We start from the raw sequence: 21,762 nt of genomic DNA on the forward strand, positions 1-21,762 counted from the left end.
TCACGGCTGGCGGGCGTTGTCTCCCGGAACTTCCGGCACGGCGGCGATCAACGCGGTCAGCCCGTCCGCGTCGAGCAGGTCCGCCGGGCGTACGGTCACCCCTTCCCGGACGTAGTGGAACGCCGCGCCGACCCGCTCCACCGGCACGCCCGCCAGCTCCGCCCAGGCCAGCCGGTAGACCGCCAGCTGCACCGCGGCGACGTCGGCCGCGGCCCCGGTGGGCTGGCCACCGGTCTTCCAGTCGACCACGTCGAACCGCCCGCCGGGCCGGGTGAAGACCGCGTCCATCCGGCCCCGGACCACCACCCCGGCGATCACCGTGGCGAACGGCACCTCCACCTCGACCGGCACCCGGTCGGCCCATTCGCTGGCCAGGAAGCGCTCCTGGAGTTCGGCGAGCGCCTCGTCGGGCGCCGCGTCCGCGTCCGCCGCGCCGGGCAGCTCGTCCACGTCGAGCAGCCGGTCGGCCCCGAACCGCTGCTCCAGCCAGGCGTGGAACGCGGTGCCCCGGCGGGCGTACGGGTTGGGTTCGCTGGGCAGCGGGCGGCGCAGCGTCCGGGCCAGCGCGGCCGGATCGCGGCGCAGCGCCACCAGCTGGGTCACCGAGAGGTGCCCCGGCAGCGCCACCTCGACCGCGCCGGCCTGCCGGGTCAGCTCGGCCCGCTCGGCGAGCAGCAGGTCGGCCTCCCGCCGCCAGCGCGCCACCTCCGGGTCGTCAGCCAGCGGATCGCCGCCGGCGGGGTCGCCGTCGCCGTCGGCGAGGAACCGGCGGACCAACGCCGCCGCCTCGGCCAGCGCCGGCCGGCGGGCGCCCAGCGGGTCGGCCGGCCATTCGGCCCGCAGCACCACTTCGGCCGTCGGGTTGGTCGCGTCCGGCGGAGGCTCCGGCGCCCACTCGTCGACCAGGTGCCCCGCACCGCCGTCCAGGCAGGCGTCGTGCACCTCACCGAGCAGCACCGACGGGCCGCGCGGCCGCTTGGTGCCCTCCCCCCACCAGTAGCCGGAGCAGAGCAGCAGCCGGCGCGGCCGGGTCACCGCCACGTACGCCAGCCGCCGCTCCTCCCGCTCGTCGTGCGCCCGCCATGCGTCGGTGAAGTCCTCCAGCGCCCGGGCCATCCCGCGCTGATCCTCCGCCCCGGCCAGACCCAGCTCGGGCAGGCCGTCGGCGTCACCGCGCAGCGGGAAGGGGAGCACGCCGAGCCCACCGAGCCAGTGGTCGGAGTTGCGCACCGGCCCCGGCCACACGCCCCGGCACAGCCCGGCCACCGCAACCACGTCCCACTCCAGGCCCTTGGCGGCGTGCGCGGTGAGGATCTGCACCGCTCCCTCGACCACCTCCACCTCGCCCGGGGTGAGCCCGCGCTCCTCGTCCTCGGCGGCGGCCAGGTAGGCGAGGAAGGCCGACAGGGTGGCGCCCGGGGTCTCCCCGCTGAACCGGGCGGCGACGTCGCCGAGCGCGTCCAGGTGCCCCCGGGCCAGCCCCGCGTCGCCGGCGCCGTCCCGGCCGGCCCGGACCGCGACCTCCACGTCCAGGCCGATGGTCCGCTCGATGTCGGCGATCAGGTCCGGCAGCGACTGGTCCAGCCGGTAGCGGAGCAGCCCCAGCTCCCGGGCGTACGCGCGCAGCCGCGCGTAGCCCTCGGCCGAGTAGGCCTGCGCCGGGCCGAGGTCGGCCAGCGCCTCCACCAGCGTCGCCTCGTCCAGCGCGTCCGGGGTGATCTCCGGTGTGCCGTCGTCGGCCAGTTGCCGGCGGGCCGCGGCGATCGCCCGCGCCCGGCGGTGCAGCGCCACCAGGTCCCGCGGCCCGATCCGCCAGCGGGCCCCGGTGAGCAGCCGCAGCAGCGCCGCCCCGTCGGTCGGGTCGGCCAGCACCCGCAGGGTGCAGACCACGTCCCGCACCTCCGGGGTGTCCAGCAGTCCACCCAGCCCGACCACCTCCACCGGCAGGCCGCGGGCGCGCAGCGCCGACTCGATCGCCGGGATCTGGCTGCGCAGCCGGACCAGCACCGCCGTCGTCGGCCGCAGCGGCACCGGGATGTGCTCGGGCAGCGCACCGGGCGTGCCGGCCGCGCCCCGCCAGGCGTTCAGCACGCTGTCGGCGATCCACTCCGCCTCGTCGGCGTACGTCGGGAGCAGCGCGCAGTGCACGGTGCCGCCGGCGGCGCCGCGGGCGCTGCGGTGCGGCACCGGGTCCTTGACGCTCAGCGCCGCGTGCAGCTCCGGGACCCGGGCGCCGGCGGCCCGCAGCGGGGTGGCCAGCGCGTTGGCGACCCCGAGGATCTCCGGACGGTTGCGCCAGCTGGTGGTGAGGCTGAGCACCTCGGCCGGGGCGCCGCCGGCACGGGCGAACTCGGTCGGGAAGCGGTCCAGGGTGCCGGCCGACGCGCCGCGCCAGCCATAGATGGACTGGCACGGGTCACCGACCGCGGTCACCGGGTGCCCGCCGCCGAAGAGCGCGTTGAGCAGCACCACCTGGGCGTGGCTGGTGTCCTGGTACTCGTCGAGCAGCACCACCCGGAAGCGGTCCCGCTCGATCTCGCCGACCCCGGGGTGGTCGCGCGCCACCCGGGCCGCCCGGGCCAACTGGTCGGCGAAGTCCATCGCCTCGAAGTCCTCCTTGCGCCGGGCGTATGCGCGCACCAGCGGGAGCAGCTTCAGCCGGGTCTGCTGGAGAACGAGCGCCTTGCGCACGTCGGCGTAGACCCGGCCGGGGCGGGCCTGCACCTCGGCGAAGAAGCGCCCGGTCCAGGCGGCCAGGTCGTCCGGGTCGACCAGGTGCTCGTCCAGCTCGCCGGCGAGCGCCAGCACCGCGTCGGTGATGGTGCTCGGCATCCGGTCCACCTCGGACATGTCGCCGTCGTAGTTGCGCACCAGCAGGTCGACCAGCTGCCAGCGGGACGCCTCGGTGAGCAGCCGGGTGGACGGCTCGTAGCCGGCCCGCAGCCCGTGCTCGGTGACGATCCGGCCGGCGTACGAGTGGTAGGTGGAGACGGTCGGCTCCCCGGCCAGCGGGTCGTCGAGCGGGTCGCGGCCCTGCCGGCCGAGCCGGCGCACCAGCTGGTCCAGCCGGGTACGCACCCGGTGCGCCAGCTCGCCGGCGGCCTTGCGGGTGAAGGTGAGCCCGAGCACCTGCTCCGGGCGCACGTACGCGTTGGCCACCAGCCAGACCACCCGGGCGGCCATCGTCTCGGTCTTGCCCGACCCGGCGCCGGCGACCACCAGCAGCGGCTCCACCGGGGCGGCGATGATCGCCGCCTGCTCCCGGGTCGGCGCGGGCAGCCGCAGCAGCTTCGCCAGCTCGACCGGGGTGTACCGGGGGCCGGCGTCGGCCACCCGGGGCGCCGGGGTCGCGGCGCCGAAGAGCGTCGGCTGGGTCACGACGCCTGCTCGGTTCGCGACTGCGGGGCTCGCAAGGCTCACTCCTCGCGGACGGTGGGCGGCTCGACCACCTGGCGCCCCTGCCCGGAGACCGGGCAGCTCGTCCGCACCGGGCAGACCCGGCACTTGGAGTTGGCGACCGCGGCGAAGGTGGCGGCGGCCATCGTATCGGCGGTGCGCCGGACCAGCGCGGTCGCCCAGCCCGCCTCCGGGCCCTCGCCGGCCGGCGGCTGGCTCTGTTCCTTGGCGTCCTTCGCCCCGGTGCCGAGCTGCACCAGGGCCGCCCCGCCGGAGGAGTCGCCGAACTCGGCGAACGCCCCCGCCTCCACCGCCGCCTGGTACGCGCCCAGCTGCGGGTGCTCGGCCAGGTCGGCGGCGGTCACCGCGGTGGACTTGCCGGTCTTCAGGTCGACCACCACCAGCCGGCCGTCCGCGTCCACCTCCAGCCGGTCCACCCGGCCGGTGAGCTGGACCGGGTGGTGCGGGTCGTCGAGGCGTACCGCGAACTCGTGCTCGATCGCGAGCAGCCGGCGCGGGTTGGCGGCCAGCCAGCGCAGCAGCTTGTCCACCATCGCCTCGGCTCGGGCCCGCTCCGGGCCGGCCATCCAGCGGGCGGCCAGCTCGATCGCGTCGAACCGGGCGGCCACGTAGTCGAGCAGCGCGCCCCGGTCGGCGCTGGCGTCCTCGGCCAGCATGGCGGCGGCGTGCACCAGGTTGCCGACCCCCTGCGCGGCGCTGGCCGGGGCGCTGCCGCCGTGCCGTTCCAGCAGCCAGCGCAGGCTGCACCGCAGCGCGCTCTCCATCGCCGACGGGGTGACCCGGACCGGTTCCCCGTCGTCCACCAGCGGGCGGTCGTCGGAGAGCGGGCGCAGCCCCCACCAGTCGTCCGGGTGCGCGCCGGACACCCCGGCGGCGGCCAGCCGGGCCAGCTCGGCCGCGGCGGCGCGCCGGCGGGCGTACGGCAGGTCGGGGTCGCTGACCGCGGTCCGCAGCTCCGCCACCAGCGCCGGCAGGGCCAGCGCCCGCGGCGGCCGGCTCACCGGCAGGGTGCGCGGCCGCTCCTGGCCCGCGTCGCCGGTGGGCCGCCCCGGCCCGGGCGCGTCGTCGTCCGGACCGCGGTCGTCGGGCGGCGGCGGGCGGTCGTCCGTCGGGTGACCGCCGGGGTCGATGGGGCCGAGTTCGTAGAGGAAGCGGCTCGGCTGCTCCTCGTGGTCGTCACCGCCGACGGCGGCGGAGGCCACCGCGCTGACCAGCAGCCGGCGCCGGGCCCGGGTCACCGCGACGTGGAACAGCCGGCGTTCCTCGTCGAGCAGCGCCGAGGTCTGCCCGACCAGGGTGGCCACCCCGCCCCCGCCGGCCCGGCCGGCGAGCACGTCGACCAGCCGTTCCGAGCCGAGCAGGCTGCCGCGCAGCCGCAGGTCGGGCCAGACGCCCTCCTGCACCCCGGCCACCGCGACCAGGTCCCATTCCAGTCCCTTCGCCGCGTGCGCGGTGAGCAGCCGGACCGCCTCGCCCCGGTCGGCGGTCGGCGCCAGGGTGTCGGCGGGCAGATCCTGACCGAGCACGTGGTCGAGGAAGACCTCGGTCCGCGCGCCGGGCAGCCGGTCGGTGAACCGCGCGGCGGCGTCGAAGAGCACCATCACCGCGTCCAGGTCACGGTCGGCCGCCTCGGCCCGGCGCCGGCGCGCCGCATCGCCCTCGCCGGGCGCCGCCGCACCCCGGCCGATCGCGGACGACCAGAGCTCGGCCAGCCCGCTGGCCCGCCAGACCGCCCAGAGCACCTCCTCGGCGGTCGCCCCCGGCCGGGCCGCCGCCTCCCGGGTGACGGCGAGCAGGCCGGCCACGGTCTGTGCCGGTTCCGCCCAGCGGCGCTCGATCCCGGCCAGTTCGACCGGGTCGCGCAGCGCCTCGACGATCAGCTCACCGGACGGGCGGCGGTCACCGGCGGCCAGCGCGAGCGCCCGCAGCCCCTGCCGCAGTCGCCGCTCGGCGAGCGGGTCGGCGCCGCCCAGCGGCGAGTGCAGCAGGGCGACCGCTGCCTCCTCGTCGAGCCGCTCCGGCTCCAGCGCGCAGCGCAGCAGGAGCAGCAGCGGCGCCACCGCCGGTTGCAGGTGCAGCGGCAGGTCCTCACCGTGCACCACGGTCGGCACCCCGGCGGCGTGCAGCGCTCGTTGCAGCGAGGGCAGCTGGCGCGCGGTGGAGCGCACCAGCACCGCCATCTCCGACCAGGGCACCCCGTCGAGCAGGTGCGCCGCCCGCAGCGCGTGGGCCAGCCAGGCCGCCTCGCTGGTCGCCGAGCGGAAGGTGTGCACCTGGACCGACCCGGGCGCCGCGTCGGGCAGCGGGCGCAGCCGGCGGTGCGCCGCCGGGCCGCGCAACCGCCGGGCCAGCCGGGCGGACGCGGACAGCAGCCGGGGCCCGGCCCGGTAGGAGGTGGTCAGCACCACCTGCGCGGCGGGCGCCCCGGAGGCGGTGCGGAACCGGTGCGGGAAGGTGGTCACCCCGGCCGGGTCGGCGCCGCGGAAGGCGTACGTGGAGGAATCCGGGTCGGCGAAGGCGACCAGCGGCTTGCCGCCCCCGGCCACCGCCGCGAGCAGGTCGAGCTGGGCCGGGTCGGTGTCGGCCAGCTCGTCGACGTAGACGTACGCCAGCCGGCGCCGCTCGGCCGCGAGCAGCTCCTCGTCGTCGAGCAGCATGCCGGTGGCGGCCCGGACCAGCTCGGCCGGGTCGTACGCGATGGAACCGCGGTTGCTGACGTCGCGCAACGCGAGCACCGCGACGTACTCGCGCAGGAAGCGGGCGGCGGCCGGCCAGTCGGCACGGCCGAGCTTCTCGCCGAGCCGGGCCAGCTCGACCGGCCCGACCCCGCGCTCGGCGGCCCGCATGAGCAGGTCGCGCAGCTGGGCGGCGAAGGCCCGGGTGCGCAGCGCCGGTCGCAGGTCCTCCGGCCAGCCGACCGGGTCGTCGTCCGGCTCCTCGCCGACCACGTCCAGCAGCTCACGGATGATCAGATCCTGCTCCGGGCCGGTGAGCAGCCGGGGCGACGGCTCGCCCCGCTCGGCCGCGGCCCGGCGCAGCAGGCCGAAGGCGTACGCCGGGAAGGTGCGGACCAGCGGCTCGCGGAGCACCCGGGAGCTGCCCCGGGCGACCCGCGCCTCGATCCGGTGCCGCAGGTCGGTGGCGCCCCGCCGGCCGAAGGTGAGCACCAGGATGCGTTCCGGGTCGACGCCCTCGGCCACCCGGGCGGCGACCGCCTCGACCAGGGTGCTGGTCTTGCCGGTGCCCGGGCCGCCGAGCACCAGCATCGGCCCGTCGGTGTGCCCGACCACCTCCGCCTGCACCGGATCGCTGCGCCGCGGCACGAGCTCCTCGGTCGGCCGCCCGGTCGACCCGAGCTCCTCGGTCGGCCGGTCAGGCCGACGCACCAACCGGTACGCCTGCATCCGCCCATCCCACCACGCCGGTACGACACCCCCTCTCCGACACTCCACCCGTCCCGGGCAGCCCCCATCCCGGACCGGCCGGGACGGCGGGCCTGGCGGGTCAGGTGAGGCGGGACTCGATGGCGTCGAGGGCGGCGGGGACGGTGTCCACCACGGTGAGCAGGCCGAGGCCGGCGGGCTTGAGGAAGGTGGCGTCGGCGAGCGTGCCCAGCCAGTCGAGCAGCGGCCGGTAGAAGCCGTCCGTGTCGAGCAGCACCATCGGCTTGGCGTGCAGGGCCAGGGTGGCGGTGGTCCAGACCTCGAAGAGCTCGTCGAGCGTGCCGAGACCGCCCGGCAGGGTGAGGAACGCGTCCGACTTCTCGATCATGAGGTTCTTCCGGCTGGCCATCGAGTCGGTGACCAGCAGCTCGTCCGAGGCCAGGTCGGCGACCTCCAGGTCGACCAGCGCCTGCGGGATGACCCCGAGGGTCGGGCCGCCGGCCGTCCGCGCCCCGTCGGCGACCGCGCCCATCATGCCGACGCACCCACCGCCGCTGACCAGGGTGTGCCCGCGCCGGGCGATCTCCGCGCCGGCCTCGGCCGCGAGGTCCAGCCAGCGCCGGTCGAGGGTTCGGGAGGACGCGCAGAAGACGCAGATAGCGGCCACGGTCAGCCCGCGCCTTCCCCGTCGCCCGCCGGGCGGGCCGGACCGGCCGGCCGCTCGCCCGAGCGGTCCCCGCCGACGCCGGTGACCCGGCCGGGCCGGTCACCGGTAGGCCCGCCACCGACCGGCGCGGCGGCTCCGCCGCCGGCCGCCCGGTCACCGTTGGTCGCCTCGCCCGCCACGTGCTGGTCGGCCGCGGCCCGGGCGACCGCCTCCTCGCGCACCGCCTCCTGCTCGGCGGAGAGGGTGGCCTCGGCCTCCACGATGTGCCGGACCGCCGCGTTGACGTCGTCGGTCACGCAGATCAGCTCCAGGTCGACCGGCCCGATCTTGCCGCTGGCCGCCATCGTGTCGCGCAGCCAGTCGAGCAGCCCGCTCCAGTAGTCGGCGCCCATCAGCACCACCGGGAACCGGGTGACCTTGCCGGTCTGCACCAGGGTGAGCGCTTCGAACAGCTCGTCCATGGTGCCGAAGCCGCCGGGCAGCACCACGAACGCCTGGGCGTACTTGACGAACATGGTCTTGCGGGCGAAGAAGTAGCGGAAGTCGATGGCGAGGTCGACCCAGTCGTTGAGGCCCTGCTCGAACGGAAGCTCGATGCCGAGCCCGACGGAGAGCCCGCCTGCCTCGCTGGCACCCCGGTTGGCCGCCTCCATCACCCCTGGCCCGCCGCCGGTGATCACCGCGTAGCCGGCCCGGGCCAGGGCGGCGCCCAGCGCCTCGGCCAGCTGGCACTCCGGGCTCTCCGGCAGGCTGCGGGCGGAGCCGAAGACGCTCACCGCCGGCGGCAGGTCGGCCAGGGTGTCGAACCCCTCGACGAACTCGGAGAGGATCCGCAGTGCCCGCCAGGCGTCCTTGGTCTTCCAGTCGCTGCGGGCCCGGGAGTCGAGCAGCCGCTGATCGGCGGTGCTGGTGGGAATCGCCTGCCGGCGCAGCGTGACCGCACCCCGGTGCCGCTCCTGCCCGGGAGCGCGGCCGGCCTCCCGCCCGTTGCTCTGACTCATGGGAGCAACCGTAGTGGAGTCGTACCGGCCGGGTGCGCGGGGCGACGAGGCCGGGAAATTGTTCGCGATCTTGGGCAACTATTTCGCTGGCTCGTACGTCTTACTATTCACATACCGGGTATGCCCCGGCGCGCGCCTTCGGGGGAGGAGTCAGCGTGATCAGCAACAGCGAGATGATCCGGATCCGCCGGCAGATGCAGCGGCGGATCCGCGACGTGGTGGCCGAGCGCCGCCGCGCCCGGCAGATGGAGCCCGTCGCCGCCGACCCGGCCGGCGACCCCACGGAGGTCCGCTCCACCCCGGACACGTCCCTGCCCATCTGACCACCCACCGGCGCCTACACCCGCCGGGTCCGTCCTCGATCAAGAGGTTCGCGTCACCGGGCACAACCCGGTGGACGCGAATCTCTTGATCATGCGTAGGACCGGCCGGTCAGACACCCCAGGAGCTGAGGTGTCAAGCAGCGGTGGGTAGGGCGGTTCGGTGTGACCAAGCGGTGGTTTGGTCGTAATGGGTGTTGGTCTTGAGGCAGCCGTGGAGGATGCCGACGAGGCGGTTGCCGATCTGGCGTAGGGCGGCGGGGTGGCTGACGTCGCGGGCGCGGAGTTCGTTGTAGTAGGCACGGACGGCGGTGTCGTGCAGGATCGCGGCGCCGGCCTGCATGTGCAGGGCGTTGACGAGTCGGTCGTTGTGCACGAACCGGGCGTGGACGGTTTTGGTTTTGCCGGATTGGCGGGTGATGGGTGCGGTGCCGGCGTAGTTCTTGCGGGATCTGGCGTCGGTGTAGCGGCCGGGAGCGTCACCGAATTCTGCGAGCACCCGGGCGCCGAGGATGGCGCCGATGCCGGGCTGGCTGAGGTAGACCTCAGCGTCCGGGTGCTGGCCAAAATGGGCCTCGACCTGGCCTTCCATGGTGCGGATCTCGGTGTTGAGGGTCTGCAGGATTGCCACTGTGGCCCGGACGGTCGCCGCGTATGCGCCGGTGACGATCTCGGACTGGCCCAGGTGCGCGGTGCGCAGTGCCTGCCGGATCGCTGCCGCCTTGGTGGGGATGTCGCGTCGGCGGGCCCGTTTGAGTGCGGCGCTGATCTGCGCCACGGTCAGCTTGGCCGCCGCAGCCGGTGTCGGGGCCTTGGCCAGCAGTTCCAGGGTGTCCGAACCGGTGAGCGTCAGGACCTCGTATGCCTGCAGCGCGGCGGGGAAGTACTCCCGCAGCGCGGCCCGCAGCCGCAGCGTGTGCCGGGTGCGTTCCCAGATCAGCGTCTGGTGGGCCCGGGCGGCGACCTTGACCGCCTCGGCGATGTCGGAGTCCGCGGCGACCTGCCGCAGCTGGTGCCGGCGGGTCCGCACCATGTCCGCCAGGGTGCGCGCGTCGGCCTTGTCGCTCTTGGCGCCCGAGATCGACATCAGCTCCCGATGCCGGGCGGCCTGCTTCGGGTTGACCCCGTAGACCTGATAGCCGGCCGCGACCAGCGCCCGCACCCACGGGCCACGGTCGGTCTCGATACACACCAGCACCTGCGCCGGCGAGGCATCCTCCGGCAAGAACCCGGCCACCAGGTCATGGAAACGAGCCACGCCGTCCACACCCTCGGGCAGCCGCACGGCCCGCAACGTCCGGCCGCGCTCGTCCTGCACCTCTACATCGTGATGATCTTCTGCCCAGTCGTCCCCGACGAACAGCACACCCGCCTCCGCTTCACCACACCGACCACTCTCGGCAGCCCACGGAAGAGCCCGGCGGCCTAATGGACCAGTGCTCACGCGCAGCGGCGGGCACGACACCCCATCAGCCGTTCCTCTCCCGACCACGAGCGGGGGCACGCTCTGACCCCAGGACTTCCAAGTCCAGGCGAGGGGAGTGCTCACCCACCCGCGGCTACCGGTGTCGAGTCTGCCAACGGCTCACCCGACAGCTCCCATTAGGCGGGGGCCAGCCAGCGGTGCAGGGTGACGGCGCCGTCGCGGATCTTGCTGATCTCGACGTGCTCGTCCCGGTGGTGGGCCAGGTTGGGGTCGCCCGGGCCGAAGTTCAGCGCCGGGATGCCCATGGCCGCGAACCGGGCCACGTCGGTCCAGCCCAGCTTGCCGATCGGCGCGGCGCCGACGGCGGCCAGGAACTCCTGTGCCGGCGGCGCGTCCAGCCCGGGCGGCGCGCCGGCCGCCGCGTCCGTCACCGCCAGGTCGAAGCCGGCGAAGACCTCGCGCAGGTGGGCCTCGGCGGCCGCCGGGTCGCGGTCCGGGGCGTACCGGTAGTTGATCTCGATCTCGCAGCGGTCGGGGATGACGTTGCCGGCCACCCCGCCGGTGATCCGGACCGCGTTGAGCCCCTCGCGGTAGTCGCAGCCGTCGATGGTCACCCGGCGCGCCTCGTACGTGGTCAGCCGGCGCAGCACCTCGCCGGCCCCGTGGATGGCGTTCACCCCGTGCCAGGACCGGGCCGCGTGGGCGCGCTCGCCGTGGGTGGTGACGATCGCCCGCATGGTGCCCTGGCAGCCGGCCTCGACGATGCCGTACGTCGGTTCGAGCAGCACCGCGAAATCGGCCACCAGCCACTCCGGGTGCGCCGCGCCGACCAGCTCCAGCCCGTTGTACTTCGACTCGATCTCCTCGGCCTCGTAGAACAGGTACGTCACGTCGTACCGGGGGTCGGGCAGGGTCACCGCCAGGTGCAGCGCGAACGCGACGCCGGACTTCATGTCCGAGGTGCCGCAGCCGTACATCAGGTCGCCGCGCATGGTGGACGGGAAGTTGTTGTTCAGCGGCACGGTGTCCAGGTGCCCGGCGAGCACCACCCGCTGGCTCCGCCCGAGGTCGGTACGCGCCATCACCGTGTTGCCGTACCGGAAGGTGGTCAGGTGCGGCACCCCGCGCAGCACCTCCTCGACGCAGTCGGCGATCGCCTTCTCGTTGCGGGAGACGGACTCGATGTCGACGAGGGCGCGGGTCAGCGCCACCGGATCGGCGAGGACCTCGGGGGTCAGCGGGTTCTCCATGGTTCGCACGGTACCGTCAGTTCAGGTGAGCGCGAGGAGTGAGCCTGCGAGCCCCGCAGCCGCGAACGAAAGGTGAATCAGTGACGTCCGCAGTTTCCGCCTGGGGCATCGGCCTGGCCACTGTCACCGCCGACGACCAGGTGCTCGACACCTGGTACCCGACCGGGAAGCTGGGGCTCGGCGAGCTGCCGCTGGTGCCCGGCGAGGACCAGGCCGACGTGCTCGACCTGCCGCCGGGCGCGGTCGGCGAGCGGTCGCTGCCCGGTCTGCGTACGGTCGAGGTGACCACCGTGATCGGCTCGCTGGACGACCCGATCTCCGACGCCGCCGACGCGTACCTCCGGCTGCACCTGCTCTCCCACCGCCTGGTCCGGCCCAACGAGGTCAACCTGGACGGCATCTTCGGCAAGCTGGCCAACGTGGCCTGGACCTCGGCCGGGCCATGCCCACCGGAGCGGGTGGACGAGCTGCGGGTGATCGAGCGGGCCGCCGGCCGCCACCTGGTCGTCCACGGGGTGGACAAGTTCCCCCGGATGACCGACTACGTGGTCCCCTCCGGCGTCCGGATCGCCGACGCCGACCGGGTCCGGCTCGGCGCCCACCTGGCCTCCGGCACCACGGTGATGCACGAGGGCTTCGTGAACTTCAACGCCGGCACGCTCGGCGCCTCCATGGTCGAGGGGCGGATCGTGCAGGGCGTGCTGGTCGGTGACGGCTCGGACATCGGCGGCGGCGCCTCGATCATGGGCACGCTCTCCGGCGGCGGCACCGAGAAGGTGCGGATCGGCGAGCGGAGCCTGGTCGGCGCGAACGCCGGCGTCGGCATCTCGCTCGGCGACGACTGCGTGGTCGAGGCCGGCTGCTACATCACCGCCGCCTCCAAGATCACCCTGCCGGACGGCCGAGTGGTCAAGGCCCGCGAACTCTCCGGCCTGGACGGCCTGCTCTTCTGGCGCAACTCGGTGACCGGCGCGCTGGAGGCCCGGCCGCGTACCGGCCGGGGCATCGAGCTGAACGCGGCGCTGCACGCCAACGACTGACGGCAGCACCTCCGGGTCCGCGGCACGCCGCGGACCCGGAGGCGGTACGCCTCAGCGCAGCCGGTACGCCTGAATGATCCGGGTGGTCACCGTGTTGCCGGCGGTGTCCCGGGCGGTGGCCCGCAGCGACACGTGACCCGCGCCGGCCGGATGCCGCACGCCGGCCGCCCAGCCGTCGCCGGCCGGCCGGACCCGGGCCCGCTGCCAGGTCACCCCACCGTCGTAGGAGACCTCGACGGTCAGCGCGGCGACCCGTCCGCCCGGCGCGCCGGGCTGCCGCCGCACCTGGACCGGGATCACGAACTCCCGGCCGGCCGGAGCCGCGTTGCCGGCGTCCAGCCGCGGCGCGAACCGGATCGCCATCGCCGGCAACCGGGCGTAGTCCTCGCCGGCCACGTGCCGGGACCGGAACGTCCAGGCCGTGGCCACCTCGGTGCTGAGGTCGGTGAAACCACGCCGGGACAGCGTCTCCAGCCGGTAGTCCGCGGCGCCCGGCGGCACCTCGAACTCGCCGTAGCCCGGCTCGGCGTTCTCCCCGACCAGCACGCCGTCGCGGTAGAGGGCGGTCCGGGCGGTGTCGGCGACCGAGCCGCCGGCGTGCCCCTCGGCGTCACTGTGCAGCGGCACGTCCAGCACGATCACGTCACCCTGCCGGGTGACCCCCTGCCCTGGCCAGCGCGGCACCGGGAAGGACGGGCCGTACGGCGCGGAGTTCCAGCTCTCCCGCAGGTGCCGGCCGGCCCGGTAGGCCCGTGCCTCGGACGCCAACGCGGCCCGGGGTTCGAGCCAGCCGTCGTCGGTCCGCACCCCGAACAGCAGCTCCGACGACCACCGCACGCCCCGGGTGTTGTAGTGCTCCACCCGCTGCCCCGGCACCGCCGTCGGCAGCACCGCCGCCCAGCCGCCGACGTCCGGCTCCAGGTGCGCGAAGACCATCCGTTCCGCGGCCAGGTCGGGATAGCCGCCCCGGAACCGCTGGGTGACGGTGGCCAGGTCGCGCGCCCGGTAGTGCCGGTCGAAGCCGGCCGGCATCCGGCCGGGGAACCCCTCGCTCAGCGCGTAGAGGTACGGGCTGCTGGCCGCCTCGCGGTCGGCCCACTGGCTACTCACCGTGCCGACGAAGCGCTCGGCCGAGCCGGCCGGGCCGACCTGTCCGCTGGCCATCCCGGTGAAGTCGAAGCCCAGCAGGCCGAAACTGTAGGAGCTGCCGTCGGCGGCGGTGAAGTTCGCGCCGACGTCGACCAGCACCGGGGTGGCGTCCCGCCGGGGCACGGTGGTGCGGACCGGCTTCGCCCGCCGCAGGTCGACGGTGATCGCGGTGTCCCGGTCGAGCACCAGCTCGGGCCGGGCCAGGATCGCGGAGTCGGTCACCTGGTCGCCGTCCACGGTGAACAGGTAGCTGGACAGGCCGTACCGCCCCTTGGGCACCCGCAGTTCGGCGGTGCCGTCCGGGTCGTACAGGTCGTGGACGACGAAGCCGTCCAGTCCGGCCAGGGTGGTGCTGTGCCGGTCGGTCGGCGCGCCGTCGCGCCCCAGGTGCCGGACGGTGAGCGTGTAGCTCTCCACCTCCCGGTTCACCGCCAGCGGGGTGATCGCGACGGTGTCGCCGGAGCGGGCGACGATCCGGCCGGTGTAGTGGCCGTCCGGGCCGTCGAGCCGGGTGTCGGCGGTGACCGTCGCAGTGGCCGTGCCGCCGGCCGGGACGGTGACCCGGTTCGCGCTCAGGGTGAACATGCCGGCCGGCGCCGGGGCGCCCGCCGGACCGGTGGCCTCGACGGTGAGGCCGAGGGTGAGCTCGGCCGGTCCGGTGTTCCGCCAGGTCACCTCCCGGGTGATCGGGGTGTCGTCGGCGTGCGGCCAGGGCGCCCGGCCGAACGACACGCTCGCCGGCTCGCTGGTCACCCGCTGGTCGATCGCCCGCGCCACGTCGACCCGGCCGGCGCCCTGCTCGTACGCGGTCTGCTCCGGGTGCGGCTTCGCCGCGGCCATCAGGGTCGCCTTGAGTTGGCCGGCGGTCCAGTCGCCGTGCCGCTGGGCGAGCAGCGCCGCCGCGCCGGCGACGTGCGGGGCGGCCATCGAGGTGCCGGAGAGCGAGACGTACCCGTCCCCCGCCGGGTCACCGATCACCCCGTCCGCGGCGCGGGCGGCGACGATCTCCACGCCCGGCGCGGTGAGGTCCGGCTTGAGGGCGTCGTCGCCGACGCGGGGGCCACGGCTGGAGAAGTAGGCGAGCGCGTCATCCCGGTCGACGGCGCCGACGGCGAGCGCGTCGTCCGCGGTGCCCGGCGAGCCGACCGGGGCGAGGCCGCCGTCGTTGCCGGCGGAGACCACGAAGAGCGCGCCGGTCTGCGCGGTCAGCTCCTGCACGGCCGCCTCCAGCGGGTCGACCTCCGGGGTGTCGCCGCCGGTGAGGCTCATGTTGATCACGTCTGCCCGCTGCTCGACGGCGGCCCAGTGCATGCCGGCCAGGATCGCCGAGTCGGTGCACCAGTTCGTCTCGCACACCTTGCCGGAGAGCAACGTCGCGTCCGGCGCCACGCCCCGGTAGCGCCCACCCGAGGCGGCGCCCCCACCGGCGATGATCGAGGCGACGTGGGTGCCGTGCCCGATCACGTCGCCCGGCACCGCCTCCTCGGTGAAGTTGCGCGCCTCGGCCACCCGACCGGCCAGGTCCGGGTGCCCGGCGTCGACGCCGGTGTCCAGCACCGCGACCCGTACGCCCCGACCGGTGAAGCCGGCCTGGTGCGCCGCCGGAGCGCCGATCTGCGGGACGCTGCGCTCCAGCGTGATCCGCCGCCGGCCGTCCAGCCAGACCCTGTCGACACCCCCCGCCGTGTCGACCCGGGCGCCGGCGGCGGCGAGCGCCGCCCAGAGTTCCCCGGTGCGTTGCTTGGCCGCCCGGGCGGCCACCCCGCCGATGGCGGGCAGGTCGCGGGTGACCGTCACGCCCGCGGGTGTGGCGGCGCGCCGGGCGTTCCCCGCGCCCCCGGCGATCAGCACCGGCAGGTCGGCCCGCCGGGCGTCGTCGTAGCCGGCCGCGATCAGTTCGGTGACGTCGAAGAGCCGCCGGTCGACCCGGCCGGCCCGGATCAGCGGCAGGGCGTCGTGCGGCACGACCGAGAGGTGGCCCCGCTCCCGGCGGGTCAGGAAGCGGACGCCGTCCCGTCCCGGACCCGGCCGTACGCTGGCGGAGCCGGTGGCGGTGACGGTGACCCGGTCGCTTGTGAGCAGGGTGACGCTGGCGGATCGCCCGGCGGTCGGTGCGCTTGGCCGGGCGGCGGCGTCCGGCCCGGCCGAGGTCGGGGCGGTCGGGGCCTCGGCCACGGCCAGGCCGGGGGTGCCCAGCACCAGACCGAGCGCGAGGCCGAGGCCGGCCAGTTTTCTGATTCGGTGCAACGGATCCTCCTCGGGAAGCGTTCATCCACTGAGAGACACATTGACGACCGTCAGAATTGCATACCGGGTATGCATAAGGAAGACGGAAAGATGACGGAGTAGCCAACACGTCGACCGGCCGGGCGGGCATGATCGGCGGGTGACGTCCATGCGGGAACGGATGCTCGCCGGCGCGCCGTACATCGCCGACGACCCGGCCATCAACGCCGACCTCGACCGCGCCGCCGAACTGGTGGAACGCTTCAACACCAGTCCCGCGGCCGACCCGGAACGCCGCCTCGCCGCCCTGCGCGAACTGCTCGGCGAGGTGGGCGAGGGGGCCTGGGTCCGGCCCCCGTTCTACTGCGACTACGGCTGGCAGATCCGGCTCGGGCCGCGCACCTTCGTCAACTACCACGCGGTCTTCCTCGACGTCGCGCCGATCACCGTGGGCGCCGACGTCCAGGTCGGACCGAACGTGCAGCTGCTCACCCCGACCCACCCGGTGGAGCCCGAGCCCCGCCGGGCGAAGTGGGAGGCGGCCAGACCGATCACCCTCGGCGACAACGTCTGGCTCGGCGGCGGCGCGATCGTGCTCGCCGGGGTCACCGTCGGTGAGAACACGGTGGTCGGCGCGGGCGCCGTGGTGACCCGGGACCTTCCGCCCAACGTCGTCGCGGTCGGTAACCCGGCCCGCCCGATACGCCAGCTCGGCTGACGCGATCAAGGCCACGACCTGCACAAACAGCTCCTCGGTGGATGGCGGATCGCTCACCGACCAGGCACTGTGGGTGGTGACGTCGTCACCCAGGAGGCGGGGATGGTCGGTCGCGTCCTCGAACTGCGCGTGCACGGGGTGTCCAACACCCCGCCGCACCAGACCCTGGGCCTGCGCGGCGAAGCGGGCGCCGATCCGCCCCGGCCGTGGCTGGTCGCCGGCGGCCCGGTCACCGGTTTCTACCGCTCGACGGCCACCGGCCCGGACGACCCGGTCGTCGTCGAGGCGTACAGCTGGGGGCAGTTGACCTCGGGCGCGCGGACCGCGCGCGACGTCGAGCGGGCCCTGTGGACGCTGCTGCTCCCGTTCACCCTGGCCAACGTCGCGCTGCACGCCCGACCGGAGATCCCGGCCGACCCGGACGCCGAACGCTGGCGCAGCCGGGCCGGCCTCACCGCCTGGCTGATCCGGCTGTTCTGCCTCAGCATGACCGGCACCCTGATGCTCACCCTGTCCGGCGTGGGCGTCGACCTGATCGGCTGGCAGTGCGTGGACCGGGAGTGTCTGGCCCGAGCCCCCGGACCGTGGGAGTTCCTCGCCCATGGCTGGTGGCGCGAGGGCGCCCGGTCGCTCGCCGTCGGCCTGGTCGTGCCGCTCGGCCTGCTCACCGTGCTCGGCCTGGTGGCCTGGCGGACCTACCAGTACGAGGCGGAGATGCCGGCCGCCCCGACCGCCCCGGTGACCGGCCGGGCACCGGCCGGTGTGCCGGTGGGCGGACCGCCCGCCGTGCCGCAGCCGGAGACGGCGCCGCCCCCGCCGGAGCCGCCCCCGGGCCGGCCGGTGAACCCCTTGCAGGACCCGACCTTCTGGTCCGGGGAGGGCCAGCTGCGCCGCGCCGGCCTGCTGCACCTGTGCACCGGCGCCGCCGTCGCGGCCGCAGTGCCGCTCGGTGCGGTACTCGCCATGGACCCGCCCCGCGGACCGCGCGCCGCGATCGCCTGGGCGACGGTCGCGTGCCTCGCCGCGGTGCTGCTCTGTACCGTGGTCGTGCTGGGCCGGCCGTGGCTGACCCGGCGCGCGGGGCACACCCCGCTGGGCCGGTTGAGCGGCGGCCTGTTCGCGCTCACCGGGCTCGGGCTGGCCGGCACCGTGCTGCTCCTGCTGCTGCCGGACGGCCCGGCCGGCACGCCCCTGGCCGCGCTGCGCCCACCGCCCGGCTGCGCCCGGGACCCGGCCGGCCCCGGTTGCGCGGCCGACCGGTCGCTGCCCGGCTTCGACTGGATCATCACCTGGCTGGGCACCGGCCAACTGCTGCTGCTGATCGCCATCGGCGCGGTGTCCCGCTCCGGCCGGCGGGCCCTGGCGGCACCGCTCGCCGCCGGCCTGCTGCTCCCCCTCGGCGTCGGATGGCTCTCCGGCTGGCTACCCGGCCTGCCGGCCGCCCCGCGGCAGCTGGAGATCTGGCTGGTCGCCCTGGTGGCGATCGTCCTGGCCGGCACCGGCCTGCTGCTCCCCCGGACCCGGTCCGCCGTCGACACCCAACCGCTGGCCGCGCACACCGACCTGGCCTGGGGCCGCCGCGGACCGGCGGTGATCGCCGGCTTCGGCTGGGTGCTCTGCATCTCCTACAGCGGTGGGCTGCTCTACTGGGTCACCGACCGGCTCGACACGGCTCCGTCCGGTGCCCCGCCCACCGTCGTGCCGCCGGTGCCGGTGATGTGGGCCGGGCTCGCCTTCGCCGTCGCGTTGCTGGCTCTCGCCGGCACACTGGCCGTGGCCGGCCTGCTCTTCCACCGGCTGCGCCGGCAGGAGTACGCCGCGCTGGTGCCGCCCGGGCACGCGCTCTCCGGCCACGACCTGCGCCGCAGCCGGGACGTCAGCACCTTCCGGGCGCTGCACCGCCTCGTCGGCGAGCACGGCCTGCGGCTGGTCGGCGGGTACGCCGTCGCCGCCGCGGCGGTGGTCACGCTCGGCTGCGCCGCCGTGCTCACCCGGTCCCCGCCGCACCCGGTCACCGCGACCGGCGGCGCGGCGGTGGTCCGGGCCGCCGCCGACGCGGGCGACGCGCTGCTCGGCTGGCTACCGGCGCTGGTCGCCACCATCGGCCTGCTGGTCTACCGCAACGACACGGTGCGCCGTACGGTCGGCGTGGTCTGGGACGTGGGCACCTTCTGGCCCCGGGCCGCACATCCGCTGGCCCCGCCGAGCTACGCCGAGCGGGCCGTGCCGGAACTGCAGACCCGCACCGCCGGGCTGCTGGCGCTGGCGCCGAACGACCATCGCCGGATGGACGGGATCATCCTCTCCGGACACAGCCAGGGCACCGTGCTCTGCGCCGCGGTGATCCTCCAGCTGCCGACCCGGTGGCGGCGCCGGATCTGGTTCTTCTCCTACGGCTGCCAGCTCACCCGCCTCTACGGGCGGGTCTTCCCGGCGTACTTCGGGCCGGACCGGTTGCCGGTGCTGGCCGAGGCGCTGCGCCGGCCGGGCGGGGGCACCGGCTGGACGAACTTCTGGCGGAACACCGACCCGCTCGGCTGGCCGGTCACCGCCGGAGAACGCGACGTGGCCGTCCGCGACCCGGATGCGCTGCACCCCACCGCCGGCGAGGTGGCCGACCCGCCGATCCGCAACCACAGCGGCTACCCGGACTCGTCGGAGTTCCACCGGGAGCGGTCCCGGGTGGCCTGGCTGCTGCGGCAGGCGGTGCCGTCACCCCGGCGGGGGTTCGGCTAGCCGGACCACCAGGTCGGCCCGGTCGGCGGTGCCGGCGACCAGGGTGGCGTTGGCCTCGTCGCTGCCCATCGCCCAGGCCCGGGCCTGCTCCGGCGACCGCCCGTACGCCACGTGCCGGGCGGTCAGCCGGCGCAGCCGCAGCTCGGCGTCCAGGTCGAGGAACCACGCCTCGTGCAACAGCGCCCGCACCTCCTCCCAGGGGAAGTCGGGCAGCAGCAGGTAGTTGCCCTCGGTGACCACCAGCCGGACCTCCGGCGGCACCTCGATCGCACCGGCGATCGGCTCCTCCAGGTCGCGGCGGAACGCCGGCGCCCATACCGAGGTCGGCTCCAGCCGGCGCAACCGACGCAGCAGCGAGACGTAGCCGTTGGCGTCGAAGGTGTCCACCGCGCCCTTACGCTCGGCCCGGCCCAGCCGGTGCAGCTCGGCCTGGGCGAGGTGGAAGCCGTCCATCGGCACCAGCCGGGCGGCCGGGCCGACCGCCGCGACCACCCGCTCGGCCAGCGTCGACTTGCCGGCGCCGGGCGCGCCGGCGATGCCGAGCAGCTGCCGTGGACCGGCCTCGGCCAGGGCGCGCGCCCGCGCCACCAGCTCGTCGACGGGGAGGATCCGGGCCGCCGGCATCAGCCCAGGACCGGCTCGCTGATCGCGAACCGTGCCTGCACGGTCGCCTGGACAGGCTGCGGCTGCGGGTCGAGTTCCAGCTCCGGCAGCCCGCCGGCGGCCTCCCGGTACGCGGCCCGGGCGAACATCGGCTGCTCGGTGGCGGCGGCGTCGGCCAGCTCGATCAGGGCGGTCACCCGGGCGCCGAGCGCCTCGGCGTACTCCCTGGCGCGCAGCAGCGCGTCGGCGATCGCGGCGTGCCGCGCCTCCCGGTGGACCGGGCTGTCCGGGCGCAACGACCACCAGGGCCCGGCCACCTCGACCTGGTCCTGGTCGGCCAGGCGGAGCATCAGCTCGCCCAGCGCCGTGAAGTCGCCGAGCGTCACGGCGGTGGTCACGCTGCCGTGCCAGGCCACCACCCGCTCCGTGGCCCGCCGGGTCTCGGGGCGGACGCGCAGCTCGCCGGTCTCCCGGCGCTCGATCGTCGGGCCGTACCCCTCGAGCAGCACCCGGACCGCGGCGGCCCGCTCGGCCAGCCGGGCCAGGGTGGCCTCGCGGTCGCGGTCGCGGGCCCGCGCGGTCACCGTGAACCGGGCGATCTCCGGCGGCACCTCCCGGTACGCCTCGCCACGCACCGCCACCACCGGCCCGTCCACCATGCCCTCACCCTAACGGCGGCCCGACCGCCGTGCGTCCGATGCCCGGCCGCCGCCTCAGGACGCCCCGGGGGCCGCCGGCCCGTCCGGGCGGTGGCCGGTGTACGACACCGTGCCGGCGTCGACCCGGCACCGGGTCAGGTAGCCGCCCGCCGCGCCCAGCTCCAGCAGGTACGCCAGCTCGGCCGCGTGGTCGCCGTCGACCGGGAAGTCCCGGTGGTGCGGGTGCAGGTCGCGGTCGAGCAGGGCGGTGCGTACCTCCCGGGCCCGCCGGTAGTGCCCGACCAGAGCGTCCATGTCGTCCGCGCGCAGCGCGGCGGCCAGCTCGCCGAGCACCGCGGTCACCTGGTCGAGCTGCCGGACCACCTGCTCCCGGTTGTTGAAGAGCATGTCGGCCGTACGCTTCGCCGGCGTACCGGCCACCCGGGTGCCGTCCCGGAAGCTGCCCGCCGCGAGCCCGAGCACCGCGTCGCGTACCGCCGAGCCGGCGACCGCGCCAGCGAGCCCGCCGGCCAGCAGGTGCGGCACGTGCGAGGAGAGCGCGACCACCGAGTCGTGCACGCACGGGGACATCGGGACCACCCGGGCGGCGAAGACGTCCAGCACCAGGTCGGCCAGCAGCCGGAACGCCGGCAGCCCCTCGGCGGCCGGGCAGAGCACCCAGGCCGCCCCCTCGAACAGCGCCGGGACGGCGGCGGTCAACCCGGACCGCTCGGTGCCCGCCATCGGGTGCCCGGGCACGAACCGATCGGTCAGCCCGTGCTCGACGGCGAACGCCGACACCGCGCCCTTGGTGCTGCCGACGTCGGTGACGACGCAGCCGTCGGGCGCGTACTTGGCGACGGTGAGCAGGGTTTCCGGCAGGGTCGGCAGCGGCCCGCAGAGGAGCACCACGTCGCGGTCCCGGACCGCCTCGCCGAGGTCGTCGGGGAAGGTCACGCCGAGCCGGCGCCCCTCGACCCGGGTCGCCGCGTCCGGGTCCCAGCCGGTGACCGGCACGCCCGACTCGTGCAGCCGGAGCAGGATCGACCCGCCGATGAGGCCGGTGCCCACCACGGCGGCCCGCAACTGCTCACCGGGCCTGTCCACCATCACGCACCTCGGCGTTTCGGTCGGTACGAGTCGAGGACACCCCGACTCGGTTCGGCGCCGAGGATATCGCTTTTCCAG

General features: G+C 75.5%; 13 protein-coding genes and 1 pseudogene. 4 read left to right on the forward strand and 10 right to left on the reverse strand.

The annotated features are described in order from the left end of the window. From FHX32_RS04900 to FHX32_RS04915, 4 genes and pseudogenes are all read right to left on the reverse strand, one after another. Entirely contained in the window at positions 1 to 3,378 is a 3,378-nt protein-coding gene (locus FHX32_RS04900) for an ATP-dependent DNA helicase (RefSeq protein ID WP_167179652.1), read from the reverse strand. 38 nt (positions 3,379 to 3,416) lie between these two features. Continuing rightward, entirely contained in the window at positions 3,417 to 6,821 is a 3,405-nt protein-coding gene (locus FHX32_RS04905) for an ATP-dependent DNA helicase (protein ID WP_167179653.1), read from the reverse strand. 100 nt (positions 6,822 to 6,921) lie between these two features. After that, positions 6,922 to 7,467, reverse strand: coding sequence for a TIGR00730 family Rossman fold protein (locus FHX32_RS04910; protein WP_167179654.1), 546 nt, complete (start codon positions 7,465 to 7,467; stop codon positions 6,922 to 6,924). Between the two features lie 167 nt (positions 7,468 to 7,634). Beyond that, positions 7,635 to 8,468, reverse strand: a pseudogene (locus tag FHX32_RS04915) (LOG family protein); the annotation flags it as partial. A 155-nt stretch (positions 8,469 to 8,623) separates the two neighbouring features. Here FHX32_RS04915 and FHX32_RS04920 point away from each other — a divergent pair. After that, on the forward strand, positions 8,624 to 8,791 hold the full coding sequence (locus FHX32_RS04920; protein WP_167179655.1) for a hypothetical protein: 168 nt from the start codon (positions 8,624 to 8,626) through the stop codon (positions 8,789 to 8,791). A 133-nt stretch (positions 8,792 to 8,924) separates the two neighbouring features. On the opposite strand, the gene FHX32_RS04925 is transcribed toward FHX32_RS04920, so the two are convergent. Beyond that, entirely contained in the window at positions 8,925 to 10,154 is a 1,230-nt protein-coding gene (locus FHX32_RS04925; protein WP_167179656.1) for an IS110 family RNA-guided transposase, read from the reverse strand. A 236-nt stretch (positions 10,155 to 10,390) separates the two neighbouring features. Next, on the reverse strand, positions 10,391 to 11,464 hold the full coding sequence (gene dapE, locus FHX32_RS04930) for a succinyl-diaminopimelate desuccinylase (RefSeq protein ID WP_167179657.1): 1,074 nt from the start codon (positions 11,462 to 11,464) through the stop codon (positions 10,391 to 10,393). An 80-nt stretch (positions 11,465 to 11,544) separates the two neighbouring features. Here dapE and dapD point away from each other — a divergent pair, with 80 nt between their 5' ends. After that, a complete protein-coding gene (gene dapD, locus FHX32_RS04935) occupies positions 11,545 to 12,504 on the forward strand; it encodes a 2,3,4,5-tetrahydropyridine-2,6-dicarboxylate N-succinyltransferase (protein ID WP_167179658.1) in 960 nt (319 codons plus the stop codon). A gap of 51 nt (positions 12,505 to 12,555) precedes the next feature. Here dapD and FHX32_RS04940 read toward each other — a convergent pair whose 3' ends face one another. Beyond that, the gene (locus tag FHX32_RS04940) at positions 12,556 to 15,900 is read right to left on the reverse strand and encodes a S8 family serine peptidase (RefSeq protein WP_167179659.1); all 3,345 of its coding nucleotides are present in this window, start codon (positions 15,898 to 15,900) and stop codon (positions 12,556 to 12,558) included. Between the two features lie 139 nt (positions 15,901 to 16,039). Between FHX32_RS04940 and FHX32_RS04945 the strand changes: the two genes are divergently transcribed. Then, complete coding sequence (locus tag FHX32_RS04945) at positions 16,040 to 16,597, forward strand: sugar O-acetyltransferase (protein WP_167179660.1); 558 nt, start codon at positions 16,040 to 16,042, stop codon at positions 16,595 to 16,597. 102 nt (positions 16,598 to 16,699) lie between these two features. Next, positions 16,700 to 19,333 (forward strand): hypothetical protein, encoded by a 2,634-nt coding sequence (locus tag FHX32_RS04950; protein WP_167179661.1) that lies wholly within the window; start codon positions 16,700 to 16,702, stop codon positions 19,331 to 19,333. Here FHX32_RS04950 and FHX32_RS04955 read toward each other — a convergent pair. The 3 genes from FHX32_RS04955 to FHX32_RS04965 are packed head-to-tail and all read right to left on the reverse strand — an operon-like array spanning position 19,310 to position 21,684. Then, positions 19,310 to 19,957: a nucleoside/nucleotide kinase family protein gene (locus tag FHX32_RS04955; protein ID WP_167179662.1), complete on the reverse strand. Its 648-nt coding sequence runs from the start codon at positions 19,955 to 19,957 to the stop codon at positions 19,310 to 19,312. The genes FHX32_RS04950 and FHX32_RS04955 overlap by 24 nt on opposite strands. Then, positions 19,957 to 20,595, reverse strand: a complete 639-nt coding sequence (locus FHX32_RS04960) for an SIMPL domain-containing protein (RefSeq protein ID WP_167179663.1) — start codon at positions 20,593 to 20,595, stop codon at positions 19,957 to 19,959. Before FHX32_RS04960 ends, FHX32_RS04955 begins: the two co-directional genes overlap by 1 nt. A gap of 54 nt (positions 20,596 to 20,649) precedes the next feature. After that, positions 20,650 to 21,684 carry a prephenate dehydrogenase/arogenate dehydrogenase family protein gene (locus tag FHX32_RS04965; RefSeq protein WP_167179664.1) on the reverse strand — a complete coding sequence of 345 codons (1,035 nt, stop codon included), beginning with the start codon at positions 21,682 to 21,684 and terminating at the stop codon, positions 20,650 to 20,652. Positions 21,685 to 21,762: the final 78 nt, after the last annotated feature.

Source organism: Micromonospora sp. CNZ280 (genome assembly GCF_011759515.1).